Annotated in this window: 27 protein-coding genes and 5 tRNA genes; 23 read left to right on the top strand and 9 right to left on the bottom strand. The window is 47.0% G+C overall.

The annotated features are described in order from the left end of the window. The 4 genes from fliF to flgB form a co-directional block, all read right to left on the bottom strand. The gene (gene fliF, locus ACNI29_RS01765) at positions 1-1,605 is read right to left on the bottom strand and encodes a flagellar basal-body MS-ring/collar protein FliF (protein WP_419780467.1); all 1,605 of its coding nucleotides are present in this window, start codon (positions 1,603-1,605) and stop codon (positions 1-3) included. Positions 1,606-1,844: 239 nt separating this feature from the next. Further along, positions 1,845-2,171, bottom strand: coding sequence for a flagellar hook-basal body complex protein FliE (fliE, locus tag ACNI29_RS01760; RefSeq protein WP_419780466.1), 327 nt, complete (start codon positions 2,169-2,171; stop codon positions 1,845-1,847). Positions 2,172-2,225: 54 nt separating this feature from the next. Further along, positions 2,226-2,669 carry a flagellar basal body rod protein FlgC gene (flgC, locus tag ACNI29_RS01755; protein ID WP_419780465.1) on the bottom strand — a complete coding sequence of 148 codons (444 nt, stop codon included), beginning with the start codon at positions 2,667-2,669 and terminating at the stop codon, positions 2,226-2,228. Then, complete coding sequence (flgB, locus tag ACNI29_RS01750) at positions 2,669-3,079, bottom strand: flagellar basal body rod protein FlgB (protein ID WP_419780464.1); 411 nt, start codon at positions 3,077-3,079, stop codon at positions 2,669-2,671. The genes flgC and flgB overlap by 1 nt, the downstream gene beginning before the upstream one ends. Before the next feature lie 316 nt (positions 3,080-3,395). Here flgB and ACNI29_RS01745 point away from each other — a divergent pair, with 316 nt between their 5' ends. The 5 genes from ACNI29_RS01745 (at position 3,396) to ACNI29_RS01725 (ending at position 7,219) form a co-directional block, all read left to right on the top strand. Further along, the gene (locus ACNI29_RS01745; protein WP_419780463.1) at positions 3,396-3,950 is read left to right on the top strand and encodes a tetratricopeptide repeat protein; all 555 of its coding nucleotides are present in this window, start codon (positions 3,396-3,398) and stop codon (positions 3,948-3,950) included. Between the two features lie 170 nt (positions 3,951-4,120). After that, complete coding sequence (locus ACNI29_RS01740) at positions 4,121-4,720, top strand: IMP cyclohydrolase (protein WP_419780462.1); 600 nt, start codon at positions 4,121-4,123, stop codon at positions 4,718-4,720. Positions 4,721-5,025: 305 nt separating this feature from the next. Next, complete coding sequence (gene hflX, locus ACNI29_RS01735; RefSeq protein WP_419780461.1) at positions 5,026-6,627, top strand: GTPase HflX; 1,602 nt, start codon at positions 5,026-5,028, stop codon at positions 6,625-6,627. A gap of 116 nt (positions 6,628-6,743) precedes the next feature. Then, on the top strand, positions 6,744-6,962 hold the full coding sequence (gene infA / locus ACNI29_RS01730) for a translation initiation factor IF-1 (RefSeq protein ID WP_136674433.1): 219 nt from the start codon (positions 6,744-6,746) through the stop codon (positions 6,960-6,962). Positions 6,963-7,009: 47 nt separating this feature from the next. Further along, the gene (locus ACNI29_RS01725; protein WP_419780459.1) at positions 7,010-7,219 is read left to right on the top strand and encodes a cold-shock protein; all 210 of its coding nucleotides are present in this window, start codon (positions 7,010-7,012) and stop codon (positions 7,217-7,219) included. Positions 7,220-7,413: 194 nt separating this feature from the next. On the opposite strand, the gene ACNI29_RS01720 is transcribed toward ACNI29_RS01725, so the two are convergent. Beyond that, complete coding sequence (locus ACNI29_RS01720; RefSeq protein WP_419780458.1) at positions 7,414-7,740, bottom strand: hypothetical protein; 327 nt, start codon at positions 7,738-7,740, stop codon at positions 7,414-7,416. Between the two features lie 142 nt (positions 7,741-7,882). Further along, complete coding sequence (locus ACNI29_RS01715; protein WP_419780457.1) at positions 7,883-8,833, bottom strand: chemotaxis protein; 951 nt, start codon at positions 8,831-8,833, stop codon at positions 7,883-7,885. 188 nt (positions 8,834-9,021) lie between these two features. On the opposite strand from ACNI29_RS01715, the gene ACNI29_RS01710 reads away from it, so the two are divergent. The 5 genes from ACNI29_RS01710 to ACNI29_RS01690 all read left to right on the top strand — a co-directional run bounded on the left by ACNI29_RS01710 (position 9,022) and on the right by ACNI29_RS01690 (position 14,470). Beyond that, on the top strand, positions 9,022-9,387 hold the full coding sequence (locus ACNI29_RS01710) for a response regulator (RefSeq protein ID WP_419780456.1): 366 nt from the start codon (positions 9,022-9,024) through the stop codon (positions 9,385-9,387). Positions 9,388-9,670: 283 nt separating this feature from the next. Next, on the top strand, positions 9,671-10,765 hold the full coding sequence (gene hypD, locus ACNI29_RS01705) for a hydrogenase formation protein HypD (RefSeq protein WP_419780455.1): 1,095 nt from the start codon (positions 9,671-9,673) through the stop codon (positions 10,763-10,765). 1 nt (position 10,766) lies between these two features. Beyond that, positions 10,767-11,774: a hydrogenase expression/formation protein HypE gene (hypE, locus tag ACNI29_RS01700; protein ID WP_419780454.1), complete on the top strand. Its 1,008-nt coding sequence runs from the start codon at positions 10,767-10,769 to the stop codon at positions 11,772-11,774. 161 nt (positions 11,775-11,935) lie between these two features. After that, a complete protein-coding gene (locus tag ACNI29_RS01695; protein ID WP_419780453.1) occupies positions 11,936-13,165 on the top strand; it encodes an EAL domain-containing protein in 1,230 nt (409 codons plus the stop codon). Positions 13,166-13,240: 75 nt separating this feature from the next. Next, complete coding sequence (locus tag ACNI29_RS01690; RefSeq protein ID WP_419780452.1) at positions 13,241-14,470, top strand: EAL domain-containing protein; 1,230 nt, start codon at positions 13,241-13,243, stop codon at positions 14,468-14,470. Positions 14,471-14,487: 17 nt separating this feature from the next. Here the strand turns inward: ACNI29_RS01690 and ACNI29_RS01685 are convergent, their stop codons facing one another. The 3 genes from ACNI29_RS01685 to ACNI29_RS01675 form a co-directional block, all read right to left on the bottom strand. Next, the gene (locus tag ACNI29_RS01685; protein ID WP_419780451.1) at positions 14,488-16,182 is read right to left on the bottom strand and encodes a chloride channel protein; all 1,695 of its coding nucleotides are present in this window, start codon (positions 16,180-16,182) and stop codon (positions 14,488-14,490) included. Positions 16,183-16,277: 95 nt separating this feature from the next. Continuing rightward, positions 16,278-17,225 carry a chemotaxis protein gene (locus ACNI29_RS01680; protein WP_419780450.1) on the bottom strand — a complete coding sequence of 316 codons (948 nt, stop codon included), beginning with the start codon at positions 17,223-17,225 and terminating at the stop codon, positions 16,278-16,280. 101 nt (positions 17,226-17,326) lie between these two features. Further along, positions 17,327-18,298 (bottom strand): tRNA dihydrouridine synthase, encoded by a 972-nt coding sequence (locus tag ACNI29_RS01675; protein ID WP_419780449.1) that lies wholly within the window; start codon positions 18,296-18,298, stop codon positions 17,327-17,329. 316 nt (positions 18,299-18,614) lie between these two features. On the opposite strand from ACNI29_RS01675, the gene ACNI29_RS01670 reads away from it, so the two are divergent. From ACNI29_RS01670 to rplL, 13 genes are all read left to right on the top strand, one after another. Beyond that, positions 18,615-18,690 (top strand) — tRNA-Thr (locus ACNI29_RS01670). Between the two features lie 21 nt (positions 18,691-18,711). Next, positions 18,712-18,796, top strand: a tRNA-Tyr gene (locus ACNI29_RS01665). Between the two features lie 59 nt (positions 18,797-18,855). Further along, positions 18,856-18,931, top strand: a tRNA-Gly gene (locus ACNI29_RS01660). Between the two features lie 44 nt (positions 18,932-18,975). After that, positions 18,976-19,051 (top strand) — tRNA-Thr (locus ACNI29_RS01655). Positions 19,052-19,121: 70 nt separating this feature from the next. Continuing rightward, the gene (gene tuf, locus ACNI29_RS01650; RefSeq protein ID WP_419780448.1) at positions 19,122-20,315 is read left to right on the top strand and encodes an elongation factor Tu; all 1,194 of its coding nucleotides are present in this window, start codon (positions 19,122-19,124) and stop codon (positions 20,313-20,315) included. A 6-nt stretch (positions 20,316-20,321) separates the two neighbouring features. Further along, the gene (gene rpmG / locus ACNI29_RS01645; protein ID WP_015851054.1) at positions 20,322-20,471 is read left to right on the top strand and encodes a 50S ribosomal protein L33; all 150 of its coding nucleotides are present in this window, start codon (positions 20,322-20,324) and stop codon (positions 20,469-20,471) included. A 15-nt stretch (positions 20,472-20,486) separates the two neighbouring features. Then, positions 20,487-20,563 (top strand) — tRNA-Trp (locus tag ACNI29_RS01640). 20 nt (positions 20,564-20,583) lie between these two features. After that, positions 20,584-20,835 (top strand): preprotein translocase subunit SecE, encoded by a 252-nt coding sequence (secE, locus tag ACNI29_RS01635; RefSeq protein ID WP_419780447.1) that lies wholly within the window; start codon positions 20,584-20,586, stop codon positions 20,833-20,835. Positions 20,836-20,861: 26 nt separating this feature from the next. Further along, positions 20,862-21,422: a transcription termination/antitermination protein NusG gene (nusG, locus tag ACNI29_RS01630; RefSeq protein WP_419780446.1), complete on the top strand. Its 561-nt coding sequence runs from the start codon at positions 20,862-20,864 to the stop codon at positions 21,420-21,422. Positions 21,423-21,496: 74 nt separating this feature from the next. Next, the gene (gene rplK, locus ACNI29_RS01625) at positions 21,497-21,922 is read left to right on the top strand and encodes a 50S ribosomal protein L11 (RefSeq protein WP_015851057.1); all 426 of its coding nucleotides are present in this window, start codon (positions 21,497-21,499) and stop codon (positions 21,920-21,922) included. A gap of 16 nt (positions 21,923-21,938) precedes the next feature. Beyond that, a complete protein-coding gene (gene rplA, locus ACNI29_RS01620; RefSeq protein WP_419780445.1) occupies positions 21,939-22,643 on the top strand; it encodes a 50S ribosomal protein L1 in 705 nt (234 codons plus the stop codon). 147 nt (positions 22,644-22,790) lie between these two features. Next, complete coding sequence (gene rplJ, locus ACNI29_RS01615; RefSeq protein WP_419780444.1) at positions 22,791-23,312, top strand: 50S ribosomal protein L10; 522 nt, start codon at positions 22,791-22,793, stop codon at positions 23,310-23,312. A 47-nt stretch (positions 23,313-23,359) separates the two neighbouring features. Continuing rightward, a complete protein-coding gene (gene rplL, locus ACNI29_RS01610) occupies positions 23,360-23,746 on the top strand; it encodes a 50S ribosomal protein L7/L12 (protein ID WP_419780443.1) in 387 nt (128 codons plus the stop codon). The last annotated feature ends 117 nt before the right edge of the window (positions 23,747-23,863 follow it).

The following is a 23,863-nucleotide window of genomic DNA, read 5'->3' as shown; positions in this document are numbered from 1 at the left end:
TTAAGCTGCCTCCTGCTTCAGCCAGCTCTTCAGCACCTGCACAGCCTGATCCATGTTCTTTTCCGAGAGTTGCAGAGCCTGAGCCTTGGCGTTCTCCAGTCTACGTGCCGTATCAAGAGCCTCTTCGTCAAGATCACTTTCATCAATTGCGAGTCTGTCACCTGCTTCGGGCAGTCCGGCAACCTCGTCAATTTCTTCTTCAGATACACGGGGCTTGATCAGGGCCATGACAACCGGGCGTACTACGAGGATCAGGAAGAGGAATATAAGCAGACCGTTGAGGAAAGGCTTACCGAGGCGTTGTGCGTACTCAAGCATGGTCCGCATGAGGCCTTCATCACCGAACAGATCCTGCATGCCGAATGACATGTTGGAAACTTCTACGATGTCACCGCGTACTTCGTCGTAACCTACTGCGGAGCTGACCAGTTCCCTGATACGCTGCATTTCTTCAGCAGAGCGGGGAGTGTAGACCATTTCGCCGGTTTCAGGATCTTTTACATAAGTACCGTCTACGATAACCGCTACGCTGAGGCGCTTGAGTTCGCCGACCGGAACGATGATCTGCTGTTCTTCTTTGTTGATTTCATAGTTGGTTGTACGGGTTTCACGTGTGGAGTCCTGGGTAGTAGCGGTTCCAGTGAAACCGTCACCCCTGAAGTTTGCTTCAGGTACGCCACCGTCTACGTTTGCGGTTCCGCGGGTAGTTTCTTCGCTGCTCTGTTCTGAGCGTGCTACCTGACCGTCAGGATCGTATGCTTCTGTCTTGATGGTGCGCTGTCTGAAGTCGAGATCCGCGTTTACTTTAGCGATAACCTTGTCCGGGCCTACGATAGGCATGAGCAGGCGCTGGATGCGCTGTTCAATTTTGGACTCAAGGCCGGACTTGTATTCGAGCTGGCTGTTGGTGATGTTCAGGCCCAGCCCACCGTCATCTTCAGGCTGGTAGAGAACCTGACCGCGCATGTCGGTAATGGTTACGTGTGCGGGCTTCAGGCCTTCAACAGACATAACAACGAGGTTCAAAACGCCTTTGACCTGCTTATCGGAAAGTTTTTCGCCGTCACGAAGCTTAAGTACTACTGATGCAGAAGGATCAATCTGTTCTTCAATAAAAAGGGACTTTGATGGAAGAACCAGATGTACCCGGGCGCGCTCAACCTGCGGGAATTCGCTGATTGTACGTGCCAGTTCACCCTGCAAAGCTCGCTGGTAGTTTATTCGCTGGATAAAGTCTGTTTGTCCGATCTGGACCTCATCGAAAATTTCATAACCGATACCCTGACCGTGAAGAGCTCCTTCTCCTGCTATTTTCAGCCGCAGGTCGTAGACCTTGTCGGCAGGAACCAGAATGGTCGAGCCGTTGTCCTCAATTTTGTAAGGCTCTTTGGTAGACTGCAGGATGGATACAACGCGGGAAGCGTCTTCTGCATAGAGCTTGGTGTAGAGAACTCGGTATTCGGTCTGGTTGAGCCAGAAAACCATAAGGATGAATGCTATGACCACTGTGGCCGCAAGCCCACCGATCATGATTCTCTGTGAAACAGTGCGGTCAGACCAGAAATTCTGGAACTTACTCATATACTCAGCGACGAAATTTGGCATACTTAAACTCCTGACGATTTTTCATTTGTTTAAGCATATGGTATGCCATTGGTCAATAGTGCTGTAAATTAAGTGTGTTGTATGAGAGGTTTTGGCGAAGTTAAACTTGAGAGAGGGAGGGTGACAAAAAAATGTCAGCTCGGATAGGGATGTAGGAAAGCTGTCACGGGAGACTCCATAGAGGAGTTCCCGAGACAGTTATTGATAGTATGACAGGTAAAGGAGCGGGGCTGTCAGACTTAGAAAGGCATTTTCATTACTTCCTGGTACGCGCTCATTACTTTGCTGCGCACAGTGCTGGTCATGGTCATGGCTACGCTTGCTTTCTGCAGAGAGATCATCAGTTCATGAACGTTCTGGGTTTTACCGGAGGCAAATTCTTCGATCATGGCTTTTTTCTTGCCCTGCAGTTCGTTGACGCCTTTGATGGAGTCGGTCAGGGTGTTGGAAAAAGAGTTCGGCTCGGCCTTGTTAAGCTCCATGGTTTTGTCGAACTTCTTGTCAAACTTCTGCTGATTCTGGATGGCATTGGTGTATGCCTGCATTGCTACGTTTCTGATTGCCATGGTTTGCTCCTTTTTCGATAGTCGGAAATCTGTCTTTTATCAGTCAGCCTGATGTTACTGGCCCATGCCGATTCTGAGTGCGCGGTTGAACATTCTTTTGGCGGAGTCCACTGCCTGCGCGTTAGCTTCGTAAGATCGGCTGATGGTGATCATGTTGACCATCTCCTCGACCACGTTGATGTCCGGATATTTGACGATGCCTTTATCGTTCGCATCCGGGTGGTTGGGTTCGTAAACCTCTTTAAAGGGACGGGTGTCGGAAACAATGCCTCTGACGGTAACGCCCCGAAGCTGCTGGTTGAGCTGCTGGTCCATTGCAGTTTCGAAAGGGGAGAGGACCGGGCTGGACTCCATGGAAACACTTTTGCGGCGGTAAGGTCCGCCCTCGGCTGTCCGTGTAGTCCTGGCGTTAGCCATGTTCATGGATACAACGTTCAGGTACTCTCGCTGGGCCTTCAGCCCTGAGGCTCCGATATCAAGTGCTGTGAAGAAATCCATTATCTTGCTCCACTCTGAATAATTTTATTCATGCCCTGAAAATTTTTCCCGATAACCTGGGAGAGAGCATTATAATACATGGTGTTCTTGGCCATGGTGACCATTTCTTTATCCATATCAACTCGGTTTTCACCGTGGATAACTCTTGGCTCGAACTTTGAAATAACGTCCCCTTCGAAGTTGTTTGCATCGAAAGCAGTAGGGATATGCATTTTGCTGGTTCTGGTCATTTTGCCTTTGGCATCAAGGCCCATGGCTTTCTGGAGGTCTTCTTCGAACTCCAGCTTCTTCTCTTTGTAGCCGGGGGTGTTGATGTTAGCCAGATTGGAGGAGACGAGGTTTTGACGTTGGAGTCTCATGTCGAGTACTTTGCCTGTCAATTCTATGTGGCTTCCGAAAAGTCCTTTCATTTTTATATCCTCCTGCAAAAAATTCCCGGTGTCCTTCTGGACTAGGAAATATTGGTAGTTTTCTTGTGTTTTTCTTTAAGCAAAAGGTGTTCCAAGTTTGTATGTAGTTGAAAATAAAGAGTAATTTATCGAACTGACGGCTCTGTTCTGGCAAAGTGTCGGAAATCAGGCGGTTGAATTTCGTCCCATATTATAATGTAGAACTATTGTTTTGGGTTTGGCACGGGGTATGCATTAAATCAGGCAGACTCTCAGGGGTCGAAAAAAATGCCGCCTTGGATCGTCCAGCGGTAAATAAAATTTCCGGAGGGGAATTATGAGCCATTTAGATTATGAAATTAACAAGGAACTCGGTGAGTGCTATCTGTTCATGGGTGAACTGGATAAGGCTGAAGATTACTACAAGAAGGCTGCCGGATCTAATGGTGTGCATCCCGACCCTTATATCGGTCTTGCAACCATCGCAGTTCAGCGCGGTGAGTATGATACTGCCATGTCCCTGTACGAGAAAGCACACTCGGTAGAAGCTACCGATAAGAGCTTTGCCGGAATGGGTCTCATCCAAATGGAAACCTCCCGTCAGGACGAAGCCTTTGAAAACTTTTCTCAGGCTCTCGACAGCAATATCAGCAACATGGTTGCGTTGTTCGGTATCATCAGGATCGGTCACGAGGCAGAGAAGATGGCTGAAGCCATTCCTTACCTCGAGAAGTATCTTGAAGTTGACCCCGAGAAGCATGAAGTCCGCTATTCTCTCGCAGGTCTCTATATCTGCATGGAGCAGAAGGACAAAGCTGTTGAGCAGCTTGAAATGATCCTTGAAAAGGATCCCGCAAATGAAGCGGCTAAGGAACTGCTGAGCCAGATTTAGCTCACACAGATTCTTTACATATAGCCGACTCCCCTCCCGGTTGGTCCCGTCCCTGTTCGTGTGGTTCGGGGACGGGGACCAGCTATCGGCGGGAAAAGATCGGCCCGGAACTTGCCTTTAGTGCATAAATCCGGCACAACTCCACAAAAAACAATTTCTGGAGATGTGTTATGGATATGTTGCCTGTAAAGCGCGGAGTGCTCAGTGTTACTGATAAATCCGGGCTTGCTGAATTTGCGGCTGAGTTAGCTGGCTTCGGTGTGGAATTGATCAGCACCGGCGGCACAAGAAAAATGCTTCTTGATGCCGGACTTGAGGTCAAGTCTGTAAGTGATGTTACCGGCTTCCCTGAAATCATGGGCGGTCGCGTGAAAACCCTGCACCCCAGCGTGCACGGTGGAATCCTCGCTGACAAAGATAACCCGGAACACCTGTCGACTCTTGATGAGCATAACATCAAGACGATTGATATGGTTTGCGTCAACCTGTACAATTTTGCCAAGGCTGTAAGCGAAGGGCAGGATTTGAAGAACGCTGTCGAGCAGATCGACATCGGCGGTCCGACCATGCTGCGCGCTTCGGCCAAGAATTTTCACTCTGTTCTGGTTGTCCCCAGTCCGGTGCACTATCCCCGTATTCTCGAAGACATGAAGAATAATGACGGCAAAGTTTCGCTTGCGCTCAGGAAAGATCTGGCCGCGGAAACTTTTGCGCTTGTCTCTGAATACGATTCCATGATCGCCAAATATCTGGCAGATCACGACGCTTAGTTTTCTTAAGGAGCGTGTCATTTTTATGGCACGCTCTTTGTCATTTGCCTCCACTTTCCCAGATTCCCCCTCCCTTTTAGTTCAAAGACTTTTTAATTGTACTTTGCAAGTAGCGTATTAAATGATCTTCGAATATAAAGACTGAGAAGCCAAATAAAAAATTTTGGATTCTTAAGCCCTTTTGCAAAATGGTTTAAGTCGGCGGAGGCGAAATTTTTTATCAATAAGCGCGAAGCGCATCAAAATGGAGAACTCCCATAGCTCTTAAAGCCAAAGGAAATACTCAGGGCCTTAAGCCCAGTGAGTTGAAACGCATCAACCGTCTTGCGGACCGTCGTTACAATGAACCCAACGGGTTCACTAACGAGCAGGCTCGTGAGCTTTCTTTTCTTAGTCATGAAATCGGACGCCAGATTGGTCTACTGGTCAACAGGCAGGGCAAACCGGAAATGATTCTGGTCGGTGATCCGGGTTCAATCTACATTCCTGAATTGCCGCGAGCACGTCAGTCCGAAGGGCGTTTGCGCGGTTTAAGGCTTCTGCACACACATATTTCCGGTGAGAACCTATCCGAGGAAGACCTCATGGATATGGTTTTCCTGCGTCTGGACAGTGTTACCGTTGTGGCGTCCGATCCGCACGGTGAGCCTGACTTTGTGCAATACGCCTACCTGCTTCCTCCCGGAGCAGCAGAGAAACCTTATGAACAGCTGCCCCCGGTTCGCTGGGATCGTGCAGACATGGATCTTCCGTCCCAGATCAAGGCTCTTGAAGATGAGTTCCGCCGTGCGGACCGTACCCGCGACACCACGGATAAACGTGAGCGGGCCATCGTGGTCAGTGTTTCGCAGGACCCTAAGTCCGTGCAGGAACGTTCACTTGATGAGCTGGAAGACCTTGCCGATACCGCAGGTCTGAAAGTGGAAGGACGTCTTGTGCAGCGCATTCGCAAACTCAACCCCAAATTCATTATGGGGAAGGGTAAGCTGGCGGAGCTGGAAGTTATTGCGCTGCAGGCGGATGCGGAAGTGATTCTTTTTGACCAGGAACTTTCTGCCGCTCAGATGCGTAACCTCGCCAAGCTGACCGAGCGGAAGATCATTGACCGCACCCAGCTTATTCTCGATATTTTTGCTCAGCACGCCACAACCCGCGCCGGTAAATTGCAGGTTGAAATGGCACAGCTGAAGTACACCATGCCCCGTCTGGTCGGTAAGAACCGGGCTATGTCCCGGCTTATGGGTGGAATTGGTGGCCGTGGTCCCGGTGAAACCAAACTTGAGATTGACCGCCGCCGCATTAAAGACAAGCTGACCAAGCTGGGTAAGGAACTCAAAAAGGTCAGCCGCCAGCGTGGCTTCACCCGTGAGCGTCGTGCAAGAGCCGGTGTGCCGGTTGTTTCCCTGGTAGGCTACACCAACGCGGGCAAATCCACTTTGCTTAACACTCTGACCAACAGCGGAGTGCTGGCCGAAGACAAACTCTTTGCCACCCTCGATCCTACCAGCAGGCGTATTCGTTTCCCCCGTGAACAGGAATTAATCCTGACTGATACAGTTGGATTTATTCGTCAGTTGCCCGTGGAACTCAAAGAAGCTTTCCGTGCTACCTTGGAAGAATTGGAAGCTGCGGATGTATTGCTCCATGTTTGCGACTCATCACATCCAGAAGTGGGCGAGCAGATCGACGCGGTCAATAACATTGTCGCTGATATGAATCTGGATGATGTTGTTACCATTCTCGTTCTCAACAAGTGGGACAAACTTGATGATGAGCAGCGCGAATTAATGCGCAACTCTTATCCGCAGGGAATTCCGTCCAGTGCAGTGAACCGTCGCTCGCTTAATGATCTGGTGGAAGAAATTCTGAATGCCATTGATCGGTTGGGACATTCTTTGAAAAATTAGTTCTATCTTCCTTCTTGTTTAGTTATTGCATTAATACCCGGAAATTAGTAAAAAAGTTGTAGCTTAATAACAGCAAGAGTATTTACCGGCAGTTGTAATTGGCGATGGAGGAAGCCATGGCTAAAGAAGAAGGTATTGAAGTAGAGGGTATTGTTCAGGAAGCACTGCCCAATGCCATGTTCAAGGTTGAGCTTGAAAACGGGCATGTTATACTGGGGCATATCTCCGGCAAAATGCGCAAATATTATATTCGCATTTTGCCCGGCGACCGGGTCAAAGTGGAACTATCGCCTTATGACCTGACCAGAGGGCGGATAACTTTCCGCATGAAATAAGTTTCTGTAACTGCTTCCAGTCTTGATCCGACTGATGAGGATTTTGTATGAGTTCAAAAGGAGTTGTCAGCTGGTTCAATGATATTAAAGGATTCGGCTTTATCGAAGATGAAGTCGGGCGGGATATTTATGTTCATTTTTCCGAAGTGCTTCGTGACGGATTCAAAACCTTGAATGTCGGCGAGAAAGTAGTGTTCGAAATTGTGGATGAAGACACAGCTCCGAAAGCCACGGCAGTGCGCATCATTAACTATTAATAAATCGGACGATCATAAAAAATTTAAGCCCGCCTGTTGAACAACTGGCGGGCTTTTTTCTATTAGAGACAAATTCAAAAACGAAGTGGCGAAGCCCTGCTAAAAAAGTTTGGGATTCTTAAATCCTTTTTAAAGGGTTTAAGCCGCTGGAGGCAGAATAATTCATTAAAAGCGCGGAGCGCATCAACTCATATTTATCTTTGCCCTGCTTCGTTTTTTGTCGGTTCGAGGACCGCGTCGACGTTAACTTCGCGGGAAGTCATTTTGTTGTTTTCAATTTCGTAGCGGGTCAGTTTCCAATCAATGTGATCAATGAAATCGACTTTAGCCCAACCTTCAGGTGGTAACCTCTTGATCATTTCATCGAGGAAATCATCGATATCGATGTAATGACCTTCGTAGTCAACGTTCAGTACTTTGTCTTTGTAAACGATTTTTTCAAAAGGCAGTTCAAGTTTGAGGTCTTCGAAGTCTTCTTCGGACAGACCATGAATATCGCCGTATACTCTTACATCTTCCATATTTTTCTCCATGCAGGGATTGTTTCAATACTTGCTTACGAGCCTGAAAGATATTGTCACTTTAAGATTCATGCAAGAAAAAACGGCCTGCGCGGGCAGGCCGTTTGTTAAAAATCAATGTAGATAATTGTCGGAAATCAGATTACCGGTTTTTTCTGTCTTCAATCAAACGAATAGCCTTTTCTGGCAGTAGATGAAGGTCAGGCTTTGAAATCTGTTCATTGGCTCCTACCGACTCACCTTTATGCCGAAGTTCTTTAGTGATGATGGAGGAGTAGAGGATGATAGGCAGATCTTTCAGATCAGGGTCAGCACGAATCCATTTGGCAAGACTGAATCCGTCCATCAGTGGCATTTCAATATCGGAGATGACGATTTCGACGTAATCTTTGACCGGTCTGTTTTCCTGTTTGGCAATTTGTTTTATGTTTTTGAGAGTATTTTGCGCTTCCTGACCGTTGTGGACAATAGTGTGTCTGAAATTTGCCTGATCGAGACTTTTTTCAAGCATGGCCCGGATCGTTGGGGAGTCGTCGCAGACAAGAGCATTGTATGCTTCTGTTGCAACTGCAGAGGGTGCTTCAAGATTTCCTCCACGGCTGGGGTCCAGATCGGCAAGAATTGATTCAAGGTCGAGCAGCTGAATGAACCTGTCTTCCCGTTCGACAATACCGACAATACAGCTTTCATCGAGGCTGCTCATGAATTTGTCCGGAGAGAGAACCTGCTGCCAGCCCACGCGATGGATTTCTGTAACTCCACTGACCTGAAAACCTGAAACTGTCTGGCTGAACTCTGTTACGATAACGATATCATATTTGTTCTTTTTCCTTTCCATACCCAGCCATACAGCTAAATCAAGCACGGGAAGAATGTGGTGCCGTAAAGGAATGGTTCCCATAAAGCAGGGATGCTCGGCAGATTCAGGATGTTCCAGTTCCGGACTTTCGATCACCTGCATTACCTTAGCGACATTTACTCCAAAATGGCAGCGTTCTTCAGGTCCATCTTCAGAGTCAGGCAGGTCAATATAAAATTCCAGTATTTCAAGCTCGTTTGTCCCGGTTTCGAGCAGGATGTTTGTTTCATCCATTGGGGCGGCTCCTGATAGAAAAAATTAAGTTGTTTTATGTTTTTATCTACGTAAATTACAATATTCAAAAGGGTAGGTCCATAGATTTTAAAAAGAATATGGAACGGCAGCCTGTGAATAGACCTTTACAAATGTTATCGGTTTGGCTTACGCAGATAGAAGAATCCGAAAAGATTGAAGAGGGAGTCATGTACAAAATACTGATAGCTGAAGATGATAAAATTTCTCAGAAACTTGCCGCAAGGTTTGTAGAGGATTTGGGTCATATCCCTTTTGTCAGCCCCCATGGTAGGCATGCTTATGAAACTTTGAAGGCAGAGAACAGTTTTGATGTTCTCGTAACCGATATTATGATGCCTGAAATGGATGGTCGTCAGCTGGTGCAGACTTTGCGCGGGGATTCTCAGTTCATGGATATGCCCATTGTCATTATGTCTGCTGTTGTAGGGGTTTCAGATATTTCGAATCTGTTATCTCTCGGGGCGACATATTTTATGACCAAGCCGATAGACAAAGCGGAATTTAACGAGGTGATTAGCCGTTGCCTCAAATAAATACGGCTGCACTTTTGTGCTTATTTGAAAAGGCTCTCCCGGAAAGGGGGAGCCTTTTTTTGATCCATAAATTATTGGTGGTAACGGGGTTGTTACTGAACGGGAATGGGTATAATGAGAACAAAAGGCTTATGAATTATAAAGTTATATCTGTGAGGTAGATATATCGCTCTGCCATGTGTCCGATACGTAATTCCGAGGGAAAGGTCTGATGACCGGGACTTCCGTAATGACGGCTCTGAGAGTGATATATTTCAGGAAATACTAACTTTGGGGGTGCTTCTTGTCGCTTGAGATTTTGGATAAATTTAATGATCCGGGACTTTGTAAGGATCTTCTGGCACGTTTGCGGGACGAGCTGGAAGGGGATATCCGGTTCATGGAGGTCTGCGGGACTCATACGGTCTCAATTTTCCGCAGCGGGTTGCATTCTGTTTTGCCTGAAGAAGTGATCCACCTCAGCGGTCCGGGATGTCCGGTTTGCGTTACCCATGAATCAGAGGTCAATGCTTTCCTCGATCTGGCCGGAAAGGATGGCGTTATTGTTGCCACCTTCGGTGACTTGATCAAGGTTCCGGGTGATAAGGGGCATTGTTTGAAAAATGCACAGGCCGACGGTGCGCGGGTTGAGATTATCTATTCCCCTTTTGATGCACTTGATCTCGCACGCAACAACCCCGATAGCACGGTTGTTTTTCTGGGTGTCGGGTTTGAAACCACCGCACCGACCATTGCCGCTACGGTTTTGATGGCCCAACAGCAGGGACTTGAAAATTTCAAGGTACTTTCATTCCATAAGCTGGTTCCGCCTGCTTTGGATATTCTTATTTCCGACCCGGAAACCCGCATTGACGGATTTATTCTGCCCGGGCATGTCTCCACCGTAATCGGTATCCATCCCTATGATTTTATCGGGGAAAAATACCGCAAACCTGCAGTTGTCACCGGATTTGATCCCGTGGATATCCTGCAGGCCCTGTTGATGATGGTCCGTTCTTCGAAACTTGAACACCCTGTAGTTGAAAATCAGTATGTGCGCGGTGTATCGGAAAATGGTAACCCCAAAGCGGTTGAAGTCATGTATCAGGTCTTTGAAGAATCCGACGCTCTTTGGCGTGGAATCGGTAAGATTCCGGGCAGTGGACTGGAGTTCCGTAAAGAGTTTGAACATTATGATGCCAAGAAAATTTTTGATCTCGATATTGGCGAATGTCCGTCCCTTCCGGGCTGTAAATGTGGTGAAGTCCTCAAAGGCAAGATGTCTCCGGAGGGATGTCCCTTGTTCGGAAAGGCTTGTTCTCCCGCCAAACCGGTGGGCCCTTGTATGGTTTCAACTGAAGGCAGCTGCGCCGCTTACTTCAAATACAAAGTAGATTAATATGTCCTCAGATAAAGTTTTACTTGATTACGGTTCCGGTGGAAGGGCTTCCCAGAGACTTATTTCCGAACTTTTTCTTAAGCATTTTGCCAATGATGAATTGGACAGGCTCAATGATGCTGCAACCTTGGATATTAAAGGCAAGGTTTCCATGAGCACGGACAGTTTCACCGTTGATCCCATCTTTTTTCCCGGTGGGGACATCGGTTCGCTGGCAGTGCACGGTACTGTGAATGATGTTGCAATGCTTGGTGCAATCCCTAAGTATATGACTTGCGCGTATATAATTGAAGAAGGGTTGCCTATGGATGATCTTGAAAAAATCGTCAAATCCATGGGCGAAGCCTGCAGGCATGCCGGGGTGAATATAGTAACCGGTGACACCAAGGTTGTTCCCAAGGGCATGGTTGATAAGATTTTTATCAATACCACCGGAGTCGGTGAAATTATTGCCGATCCAGCTCCCAGTGGTGACCGTGCGGCAGTAGGTGATGCTGTTTTGGTCAGTGGGACAATGGGCGACCACGGTTTGACTATCCTTGGAACCAGAGAAGGACTATCGCTTGAATCCAATGTTCAGAGTGATAGTGCTGCTTTGAATCATCTACTAGTTAAATTGGTGCAGGAAATTCCTGATATTCATGTTTTGCGCGACCCCACCCGTGGCGGTCTGGCGACTACTCTTAATGAAATTACCGTTTCATCCAACGTTTGTTGCGAGCTTGAGGAATCCAAGATTCCGGTTCTGCCTGAAGTTGCAGGAGGATGTTCATTCCTCGGGCTCGACCCACTTTACCTTGCCAATGAAGGAAAGTTCCTGTGCATCCTGCCTCAGGAATATGCTGAAAAGGCTCTTGAAATCATGCGTGCCGATGAACTTGGTAAAGATGCTTGTCAGGTGGGAACTATTACTGAAGCTAATCCCGGCAAAGTAATCCTCGTGACTCCCCTTGGCGGACGCAGGTTGCTCAATATGCTGGAAGGAGAGCAGCTTCCCAGAATCTGCTAAATATAATTGTCTCTGATCATTGGATTGTACAGTGATCTGCTGTATGCAAAATTAATGGACTGTGGATTTCCGCAGTCCATTTTTCGTTTATTTGTATTAAATATATTAATTTAATTGGCTAAGTCGTTGTTCTGACTCTGAAGGTGAAGGAATAGATGACCATGAATTTAGAAGAAAAAATTGCACTAGTTCGAACGGTTGTGTCTCACGAAAATATCTCAGTGTACTTTCAGCCTATAGTCTCCATTGAAGCTCAGGGGATCGTTGGTGTTGAAGCTTTTTCCAGAGGTGTAGACGATGATGGCAACCACATTGCGGACGCGTCAATACTGTTTGATAGCATATTACCTTTTCAGGAACAGCAGAGTATCGAAACGTTATGTCATAAAAGAAGTTTTACTACATTCAAAGGAATTGAGGCAAAATTTAATGATATGGTTTTGTTTTTAAATGTTAACAGCATGCTTCATAATGAGCGCAGTTTTGAGGCCATTAATCCGATTGATGTCCTTAAGGAGTTTGATTTCAGCCCACGAACCATAGCTTTTGAGTTTGATGTTAAGCAACTCGGCCAAAGCGTTCCTGTAGATTTGATCATGCAATTAAAGAAACAGGGCTGCCGGATTTCTCTCGACAGTATACAGGCAGATTTTAGGAGCAGGGAGCTTGTTTTAGGTCTGGAGGCAGATTTTGCAAAAATGGACCGCTCCTTTTATGACGGCATTGATAAATCAAAAGCTGTTGCAGACTCAGTTCAGAGTGCTGCTGAAGGATGTCTCAGAGCCGGGGTTATTCCTATGGCCAAGGGGGTTGAGACAGAAGCTGAGGCTGAGCACCTGCTTTTGGCCGGTCTGGGGCTGCAGCAGGGATTTTTCTTTACTCATACTAAAAGCAAGCAGCGCGATTCCTTTAAAGATAAATTGAAACGCCTGTATGCTTGTCACCGAAATGCAGTTAAAAATAAGTTTGAACTGGAGCAGGATCATTTCCGCAATTACCATCTGTTGCTAAAAAACACGATGTATAAGCTTGAAAAAGCAGAATATGTTGATGAAATTGATGACGTACTCAAGGATGTTGTCAGAAAAAACAAAGGTGTGGTTAGCTCTTTTGTCCTGGATGCGTCGGGAAAACAGCTTAGTCACCGCTATATCGGTTGGGCTGGCGATCCTTTAGGGCGCAGGCTTGAGGGCTGTGCTCCAGGGGCAGATCATACTTACAAAGAATATTTTATGTATCTAAATTCCGGTTTTGAAAAGATTGCCGGCGGAATTGATAGTTCTCCGTTTTGCAGGGAGAGATGTCATTATCTTGCCGGCTGTTATTTAAAAGAGAAACGGCATAGAGGAGAAATCCTTGTTTTAGAATACAGTGACAAATACGCAGAATAGGTATTTCAGTTTTTTTGTAAATATGAATTTAATATGATTTATGCTACTCTCCATTTAAAATTAATGGAGTGCAGTATGGACAACGACATTAAAAGTTGTATCACAGCCATCAGTAAGGTTGTTATTGAGGATGGTATAGCTATTTATTTTCAGCCGGTGGTTTCGCTGCTTTCCAAGACAGTAATTGGTTTTGAGGCCTTTGCACGTGGTATCGATGAAAGCGGTGAAACATTGGTCAGTCCGGCCTGTCTTTTTAATTCCGCACTACCAATCAAAGCGCAGCTCAAAATAGAAGAAGTCTGCCTCAGTAAAAGTCTCGAAGCTTACAAACCCCTGTATGACAAGTACAGGGACATAATTCTTTTCCTTAATATCAATTCAAATATCTACAGTCGTGATGAGTATAAAGTTCGTAGTCCACATCAATTGGCGGCATCATATAAATATTTTCCAAACATGATTACGCTGGAGATGGATGCAGCACATCTGGCCAATAATATTCCTTTTGAAATGATTACAGCTGCCAAAGAGCATGGATACAAAATTTCCATAGATAATGTTGATGGCTCAGCAGAATGCGCTAAGATTTTAAAGTGCATCAATCCGGATTTTGTGAAGTTCGATTCTAAAATCTACCAAGATATGGGTGGGGCAGAGGGGATCAAGGATGAACTGGTTACATTTGTTGCAGATCTTTCGCGTCGGGGCATAACCCCTGTCGCGAAAGGGGTTGAAAAAGAGCGGGAGGCCGTAACTCTTGCTCAGGCAGGATTTAATTTGCAGCAAGGCTATTTTTATGCTGACAGTTCAAGTGCAAGCGGTAGGAGTGATTCTTTTAGTGATAAAATTAACCGTGTCAGCCATACGCTTAGGGAAAGCAACAAAAACTCAATAAAGTTGCAACAGGAAATTTTTAGGGAAGTTCATCTGCTGTTGAAAAGCACGATGACTAGATTGCAGCAGGAAGAGGACGGTGAGATGAACCGGATTCTTGAAGAATTAATTAAAAAAAACCTCAAAATAATTTCGGCTTACATACTGAGTGCTTCCGGGAGACAGCTGACTAAAAGATTTGCAGGCAAAGCAGGTGATCCTCTGGGGATGAAGCTTGTTAATTCAGCAGTCGGCAGTGACCATAGTGACAGTGAAATATTTATCTACTTGAATTCCGGCTTTGAAAAGATTGCAGGCTCTCATGAGCCGGACGCACTTTGCCGCTCAGGCTATAATTATATTGCAGGTTTTTTTTACAAAGACGGCAGCCGCAGAGGACGTATCCTGATACTTGATTATATAAATTCATAATTTTCAGGCAGGATTGATCAGATTGAAGTTGAAATAATTTTATTTTTATACCTTTTTTCGCGGAAAATTCTCATAGCGTCTTTTGATTTGATTATTCCTGCCACGGTGCTGTCCTCGTTTATAAGTGGCAAGAACGATACCCCTGTTCGTTCGAATTTTAAAATAGCTTCTTTTAAATTTGAATCAGCAGGCAGGGATACGATCGTGCGTACCATCAGAGTATCCACAATTTCGGCCCCGCCTTTTAAGTCTTGAGCATTCTGCAAAAACGCTCTCATATCACGTAAAGTTAGTATTCCGGCAAGTTTATTCTCCTCATCCAAGACAGGGAAATGTGGAAATTCTGAATTCAGAACCATGTCGGCAGCTTTTTTCAGGCTGTCATTGGTACTCAGGTAGTCAAATTCTGTTTCCATTACATCTATGAGCGGGATATTTACCATTACCGATTCATCATGACCGCGAAGTATGTTAACTCCCTGACGGAGCAATTTGGCTTCATATACCGAATATCCCTTAAGGATGCGCACTACCAGAGCACTGGTGATGCAGCCGACCATCATGGGCAGAATAATTTTATATGAATAGGTGAGTTCAAAAACGGTTAATACTGCTGTGATCGGCGCAAGAGTTGTACCCGCAACAACGGTTCCCATGCCGACAAGGGCATATTGTCCGTGGGTGAGGGCCAGTTCCGGGAAAAACATGTTGAGGGTGGAGCTGACCGAAATTCCCAGAGCAGCGCCCAGAACCAGAGATGGTGCAAAAATTCCACCGCTCATACCTGATCCGATGCATAGGGAAGTTGCAATGAGCTTGGCTCCGAGTAGCAGTATTGCCAGATCAAGAGGCAGAACGCCTGTCAGACCCATGTTAACTGCTTCGTAGCCGACACCGAGGACTGCTGGTATTTTGAGCGCCATGGCTCCTAGAATCAGACCGCCAAGCCCGGGTTTGACCCATTCTGGGATGGGTAAACTGTCGAAAGTCAGCTCGGACAGGCGAATCATTTTCACAAAAGTAATTGAGATCAGCCCGGCAAGTATACCTAAAAGAAAGAATATGATTAATTCTTCAAAGTTATGGAAGATAAATTTAGGGGCATCAAAAGTCGGGAAATCGCCCCAAAAAAATTTTGAGAGGGCAGATGCGGTAACAGAAGCTACGATGATGTGGCTGACATAGGACATCTCTGTATCCAGCAGCAGGATTTCGATAGCGAACAGAGTTCCAGTGAGAGGAGCGTTGAAAGTTGCAGAGATACCTGCGGCAGCACCTGAGGCAACACAAACCGGAAGCATGGACGGGTCGAGGCGGAAAAGTCTCGCAGCTGAAGAACCTAGGGAAGCACCTATCTGTACAACCGGACCTTCTCGCCCAACCGAGGCCCCACAGCCGATTAGCAGGCTGGTTACCAGCGCCTTGAGAAATGTTATGCGGTGACGGATTACGCCGCCTTTGACCGCAAGGGATTTAATTACTTCCGGCACTCCGGGACCTTTGGCTTCCGGCGCCCAGCGGGTGATGATTACCCCGGCAATCAGCCCACCAAAACAGGGTAGGAAAAGCACCAGCCACCAAGGTGAAGCAGCTGCCATATCGAGAAAAGAGTGCCCCCCGGACCAGAATAGACGTTGAAATGTTTCGATCATCCAGCGGAAAAGAAAAGCACCAGCGGCGGCAGCCATGCCGATTGCCACGGAAAAGGACATAAGCAAAACGTACTGAACTCTCGGATTAAAAGAGTGTCCAGTACGTTTTTTTTTGTTTTTTGCGGGTCGGGAAACCATTATGATTTCCGTTATTGCTATTTTTCGATCAGGGCAATTGCACGCTGCGCCAGTTCGGTAACTTCAGGTTTGGAAATCTGGTCGTCAGCACCGACAGATACGCCTTTGTGACGCAGTTTGTCGGTAATGATCGATGAGAAAAGGATCACAGGCAGTTGCTTTAAGACCTCATCCGCCTTAATGCGCACGGTCAGGTTGTGACCATCCATAACCGGCATTTCAATGTCTGAAACAACAACATTGACGTAGTCGGTTATGGGTTTTCCTTCTTCTATTGATCTGGCTTTCATAGCCTGTAGCTTATCCCAGCAATCTCGGCCTGTGTTGGCCATCTCAACAGAGAATTTGGCTCTGACCATCATTTCGTAAAGCATTTCCCTGATCAGGGTTGAGTCATCTGCAATGATGGCTTTGTACCCGGCGGAGGTTGTCCAGTCGATGGAATCATCAAGCTTAAGCCCAAGGTCTGGGTTAAGTTCGGCAACGATCTTTTCAAGATCAAGTATGAGCGAAATACGGTCTTCGAATTTCACAACACCGGTGATGGAATCTTCAGAAAGAGTGGAAACATAAGTAGAAGGAGCTTCAACTTTCTCCCAACTGATTCTGTGAATTCTTGTTACACCGGAAACTAGAAATGCTGAAGAAACGTTGTTGAATTCGGTAACGATCACTTTAGGAGGTTCTGTTTCTACTCTTGGTTTTTTCAGCCAGTGACTAAGATCAACAAGGGGAATAACCTTATTCCGAAGGTTGAATGTACCCATAATGGCTGGATGCGCAACCTTGGGCAATTTGGTGATTTTATCAGGTATTCTAATAATTTCCAGTACCTTGGCTACGTTGACACCGTAAAAGCCGCGATAGTTGCCTTCACCTTCTTCGCGAGGCTCTTCTTCAAGCCAGAACTCAACAATTTCAAGTTCATTGGTTCCCGCTTCGAGCAAAATATCGGTCTGGGCCATATGTATCTCCGGTTAAAGTCTGATGCATCAGTTTGATTACAACACATATATTAAGCTTTAAAGAGTGTTATCGTCAACAATCGGTTAAAAAAAATACAAGGTTAGCAGCGGTCACAGGTCAGTGTGGAAACTTCACGTGCAGCAGTAATGAGTTCGTCCCAGTCTTCGCAGGCGGTAAGCTTGCTTCTGATGGCCCGGATTCCGTCTTTTCCCTTGGCGTAGCGAGGGAGGATAGAGCGTATTTTTCTGAAAGAACGGTTGCTGCCGTCAAATTCACGGGTACTGGTAATATGCTCTTCCATGGTCTGTCCGAGATCAAAAGGAGGCAGGGTGCCGCATTTGGGGTCATTAAGCAGGGTTAGATAACGCGCAAAGATTGCAGGGTCATAAAGAGCACCTCTGGCGAACATAATTCCATCAATTCCGGTTTGCCTTATACATTCCTTAGCATCTTCGGCGGTAAAAAGGTCACCGCTGCCTATTACAGGTATAGAAACGTTTTGTTTTAATATCGCCAATTTGGACCAGTCTGCTTGACCGGAAAACATCTGTTTTGCATAGCGCGGGTGCATGGTCAGCCAAGCGACTCCGACATCTTCGAGTCTTTTGGCGATTTCAAGGTAATTATCCTCTCCGTACATGAAGCCGAGCCGGAACTTAACACCTACACGTCCTTCACCGGCCACTCGAACCATTGTTGCGGCTGTTTCGACCAGACGGTCAGGGTCAAGATGTAAGGCGGAACCGCCGCCTGTTTTAAGAACTTTCTTTACCGGACATCCGGAGTTTAAATCAAAAAAAGAGTAGCCCTCGTCAAGCAGTTGGGGCATAGTATCGGAATAATCCTGTGGCTCACCGCCGAAGAGTTGGACAACCAGCGGGTTGTCTTCCGGGCAGGTGGCAAGCAGGGCTTTGGTTCCTTTGCCATCGTACTTAAGTCCTTTTACACTGACCATCTCAGTGCAGGCAACTGCGCAGCCTCGTTTTCGGCAGAGCATGCGAAAGGGCAAGTCTGAGTATCCGGCCAAGGGCGCCAGCCAGGGTTTTTCTGGACTTATTGGAAGTGATTTCATGTCTTTATTCCTGAGAATATAGTATTTGTTCAAAAAGGCGGCTTAAAGGGCCGAGCGCAGTGAATTACGTCCAAATGTCTGTAAAGTCAAAGTCTGCCTACGTTTGTAGCATATCTTGGGTGTGTTATTTTCGAAAAAATTAAAAAAAAATTAAAAAAGGTATTGACTTGAAAGGCGATTTCCATTTAAACCCCGCTTCGTTGCTTCGGCGGATCACGAGTTCAACGAAGTTTTCAAGCTGAGAACGGATTTGAAAAAAATCAAAAAAGTTCTTGCAATTTGAAAACAGAGCTTGTAGAAAGATTCGCTCACGAGGGCTGGCGTAGCTCAATTGGTAGAGCAGCTGATTTGTAATCAGCAGGTTGCGGGTTCAAGTCCCATCGCCAGCTCCATGTGAAACAACAATATATAGTGGTGGGGTTCCCGAGTGGCCAAAGGGAACAGACTGTAAATCTGTCGGCAACGCCTTCGGAGGTTCGAATCCTCCCCCCACCACCACTTAGATATTCGCGCTGTAGGAGGCAGGTAGGCCTGCTGTTAAACTACGGACATAGGGTGCGGGAATAGCTCAACGGCTAGAGCATCAGCCTTCCAAGCTGAGGGTTGCGGGTTCGAATCCCGTTTCCCGCTCCATAATGAACTTACCCTAGTCCATTCCTGCGCGTTTTATAGAGGATGCCCACGTAGCTCAGTCGGTAGAGCACTTCCTTGGTAAGGAAGAGGTCACCGGTTCAAGTCCGGTCGTGGGCTCCATACATTTGTGTAGTATGACCTTTGACGCTTTAAATCATTAAAAACTCTATTTAATTTAGGGGGATTTATCATGGGTAAGGCTAAATTTGAACGCGGTAAGCCTCATGTTAATATCGGTACCATCGGTCACATTGACCACGGTAAAACCACTCTGACTGCTGCTATCACCAAGATCGCAGGTCTCGCAGGTAACGGCGAATACGTTGCTTTCGATGAAATCGACAAGGCTCCCGAAGAAAAAGAACGCGGTATCACCATTGCTACCGCTCACGTAGAATACGAAACCGAAGCACGTCACTACGCTCACGTAGACTGCCCCGGTCACGCTGACTACATCAAAAACATGATCACTGGTGCTGCTCAGATGGACGGCGCAATCCTCGTTGTTGCTGCTACTGACGGTCCCATGCCTCAGACTCGTGAGCACATCCTGCTCGCTCGTCAGGTTGGTGTTCCCGGAATCGTTGTATTCCTGAACAAATGCGACATGGTTGACGATGAAGAACTCCTCGAGCTCGTAGAAATGGAAGTTCGTGAACTTCTCTCCTCCTACGAATTCCCCGGTGATGACCTTCCCGTTATCCAGGGTTCCGCTCTTAAAGCTCTCGAGTGCGAAAGTGCAGACGAAGAAGCTGCAAAGCCCATCCTTGATCTGCTTGCTGCTTGTGACTCTTACATTGAAGAGCCCGAGCGCGACATCGACAAACCTTTCCTCATGCCCATCGAAGATGTTTTCTCCATCTCCGGTCGTGGTACCGTTGTTACCGGTCGTGTTGAGCGCGGTGTAGTTAAAGTTGGTGAAGAAGTTGAAATCGTTGGTATCAAGGAAACTGCAAAGACCACTTGTACCGGCGTTGAAATGTTCCGTAAGCTCCTCGACCAGGGTCAGGCTGGTGACAACGTTGGTGTACTCCTTCGTGGTACCAAGCGTGATGAAGTTGAGCGTGGCCAGGTTCTTTCCGCTCCCGGTTCCATCAACCCCCACACCAAGTTCAAAGCAGAAGTATACGTTCTGTCCAAAGACGAAGGTGGACGTCACACTCCTTTCTTCTCCGGCTATCGTCCTCAGTTCTACTTCCGTACAACTGACATCACCGGTGTTGTAACTCTCGACGAAGGCGTTGAAATGGTAATGCCCGGCGACAACGCAACATTCAATGTAGAAATGATCAACCCCATCGCTATGGATCCGGGTCTGCGCTTCGCTATTCGCGAAGGTGGCCGTACCGTAGGCGCAGGAGTTGTTACTGAAATTCTGGAGTAAGACATTATGCGTGTCAAAGTTCAGATGCAGTGCACCGAGTGTAAGCGTCGTAACTATTCGACGATGAAGAACAAGAAGAACACTACTGGTCGCATCGAATTGAAGAAGTATTGCCCTTTTGATAAGAAGCATACTCTTCATAGAGAGTCCAAGTAGTTTCTATAAATAAGCAGGCCAGTAGTTCCAACGGCTAGAACGTCGGTCTCCAAAACCGAATGCTGGGGGTTCGAATCCCTCCTGGCCTGCCACTTCATTTATGGGAATCAATATGGCCAAGAAAAAAAATAAAGGTGCGGGAGTTCAGACTAAGACTGAAACTCAGGTAACCGGTGGCAAGATTAAACAGTTCACCGAGTTCTTTGAGCAGTCTAAGGTCGAAATGAAGAAGGTCGTATGGCCTACTCAGAAAGAGACTATACAGACCTGTACCGCCGTCTTGGTCCTTGTCGTAGTCATGTCGCTGTTTCTGGGTGTTGTTGACATGGGTCTCAGCAAACTTGTTGAGACAATCCTGTCTTAAATAACCCGTAATAAGGAAATAGTTCCATGAACGTAGACGCTGAAAAACCTCAGGGAAGGAAGGCCCGTTGGTACATTGTTCATACCTATTCAGGTTTTGAACAGCGGGTTGAGCAGACTGTCCGTGAGATGATGAGAACCGGTCAGGACAAAGGACTGATCGAAGAAGTCGTCGTTCCCACGGAAAAAGTAGTCGAGCTGGTTAAAGGGGAAAAAAGAACATCTACCCGGAAATTTTATCCAGGTTATGTCATGATCAAAATGATCATGGAGGATGAATCATGGCATCTCATCCAGTCTATCCCTCGTGTTACCGGATTTATCGGTGGTAAGAACCGCCCGACTCCAATGCGCGACAGCGAAGCAGCCAAAATCCTGAGCCTGATGGAAGATCGTCAGGAACAGCCGAGACCCAAGTTCAACTTTGACCGTGGCGATGACGTCCGGGTTATTGATGGACCTTTCAGCGGTTTCAACGGCGTTGTAGAGGATGTCAACTACGATAAAGGCAAGCTTCGGGTGTCAGTCTCCATTTTCGGCCGCCAGACCCCGGTGGAACTTGACTTCGTTCAGGTAACCAAAGGGTAGTCCTGACCGCACTGCTGCATATTCATTTCCGACAGTGAGTCTCCTCACTGGAATTTAATATAGGACATAAAGCGATGGCCAAGAAAGAAATAGGCAAAATCAAGCTTCAGATACCTGCTGGCTCAGCAAACCCGTCCCCTCCGGTCGGTCCTGCGCTCGGTCAGCACGGTGTAAATATAATGGAATTCTGCAAGGCGTTCAACGCCAAAACGCAGGATCAGAAGGGCATGATCATTCCGGTGATCATCACTGTCTACCAAGACAGGTCCTTTTCCTTCATTACCAAGACTCCGCCGGCATCCACCCTCCTGCTCAAGGCTGCAAAGCTGCAGAAAGGTTCCGGCGAGCCTAACAAGAACAAGGTCGGTAAAGTAACTAAAGCTCAGGTTAAAGAAATTGCTGAGCTCAAAGCTCCCGACCTGACCGCTGCCGATACTGAAGCTGCCATGAAATCCATCATGGGAACAGCCCGCAGTATGGGCATTGAAGTCACAGAATAGGTAAGGGGAATAGATCATGCCTAAGCACGGAAAAAAATACAGAAAAGCAACAGAAGGTACCGAACAGTTCGGTCTGACCGTTGAACAGGCGGTAGCTTCTGCTGTAGATAAGGCATATGCCAAATTCGACGAGACTGTTGATGTTGCCATCAACCTCGGCGTAGACCCCAAGTACTCTGACCAGATGATCCGCGGTGCAGTATCCCTGCCTAACGGTCTTGGTAAAGAAGTAAGAATCGCTTGCTTCGTGAGTGGGGAAAAAGAAGCGGAAGCCAAGGAAGCTGGCGCTGACTTTGTCGGCGGCGACGACCTGGTTGCTAAAGTTAAGGACGGATGGCTTGATTTCGATAAAGCTATCGCAACTCCTGACATGATGGCTAAAGTCGGTCAGATCGGCCGTGTGCTCGGACCCCGTGGTCTGATGCCTAACGCCAAGACCGGCACCGTTACTTTTGACGTGGCTAATGCTGTTAGCGAACTCAAAGCAGGACGCGTAGAATTCAAGGTTGACAAAGCCGGTGTTCTGCACGCGCCTATCGGAAAGGTTTCTTTCGGAGCTGAAAAGCTTCTTGAGAACCTGAAAACTCTGCTGGAAACAGTGAGCAAGTTGAAACCTTCCTCCGCAAAAGGTACCTACATGAAGGCAGTTGCCGTAGCTACCACTATGGGACCCGGTTTCAAAATTGATCCTCTGGCAGCAAGAAAGTATTCTGAGTCCTAAATCGTCATAGGCCGTCCGCAAGGACGGCCCTTGATGTATAAATACACGGGAAGTTTAGTCGAAGACGGCAGGAGGGATGGTCCCTTAATATCCTGCTTAGACAACACTTTGACTTGCTTTCCGGGTCAAATCATTAGGAGTGTTAAGGTGAACAGGCAAGATAAAGCCCAGATTATCGAGCAGCTTAAAGAAAAAGCTGAAAGGGCGAGTATTGCCATCGTTACCGACTTTAAAGGCCTCGAAGTAGAAGAGTTCACTCGTCTGCGCGCAAGCCTGAGAAGTGTCGGTGTCGATTGCCAAGTCGTCAAGAACACTCTGGCCCGGTTGGCTTTCACTGGTACTGATCATGAAGTACTGGCTGACAAATTCAAGGAAAACTGCGCTATCGTAACTGGATATGATGATCCTGTTGCAGCAGCTAAGGCAGTCGCGGACTTCGCAAAAGAAAGCAAGACTTTCGACATGCGTTTCGCATCCCTTGAGGGCAAATATCTTGACGAAGATGGCGTGAAGGCGCTTTCCAAGCTTCCGAGCAAGGAAGAGCTCCTCGGCAAAACTCTGGGTACAATGAATGCTGTACCTACCAACTTTGTGAGCTTGCTCGCAAACGTACCCCGTGGCTTCCTCAACGTTCTGACTGCATTGAAAGATCAGAAAGAAGCTGCATAACAGCCTAGTCAAGGCAAATCAAAGTAAATTCCCAGGAGGAAATTTCCATGGCAGATATCACCAAAGATCAGGTAGTTGAATTCATCTCCAACATGACCGTTCTCGAACTCTCCGAGTTCATTACCGAACTGGAAGACAAATTCGGCGTTTCTGCTGCAGCTCCCGTAGCAGCAGTAGCAGCTATGCCCGGCGCAGCAGGCGGCGAAGCAGCAGCTGAAGAACAAACTGAATTCGATGTTATCCTCAAAGGCGCTGGCGGCAACAAAATTGCTGTAATTAAAGCAGTTCGCGCTCTGACCGGTCTTGGCCTCAAAGAAGCTAAGGCTAAAGTAGACGAAGCTCCCGCAGCGATTAAAGAAGGCGTAGAAAAAGCAGAAGCTGAAGAAGCTCTCAAGCAGCTTGAAGAAGCCGGTGCTGAAGCCGAAATGAAGTAATTCAAGCGAATTTATCGCTATAGTAAGAGGAGCGCAAACCCCTGTAAAATGGGGTTGCGCTCTTCTCGCTGTTAAAAAGATTGACAAAATTGCCTGATCAATTATTTTGGTAAGATT

This window comes from Maridesulfovibrio spiralis (SeqCode) (genome assembly GCF_048571135.1).
Taxonomy (GTDB): domain Bacteria; phylum Desulfobacterota; class Desulfovibrionia; order Desulfovibrionales; family Desulfovibrionaceae; genus Maridesulfovibrio; species Maridesulfovibrio spiralis.
Note: the sequence above shows the minus strand (reverse complement) of the source record. Positions and strands in the feature narration are given on the sequence as shown.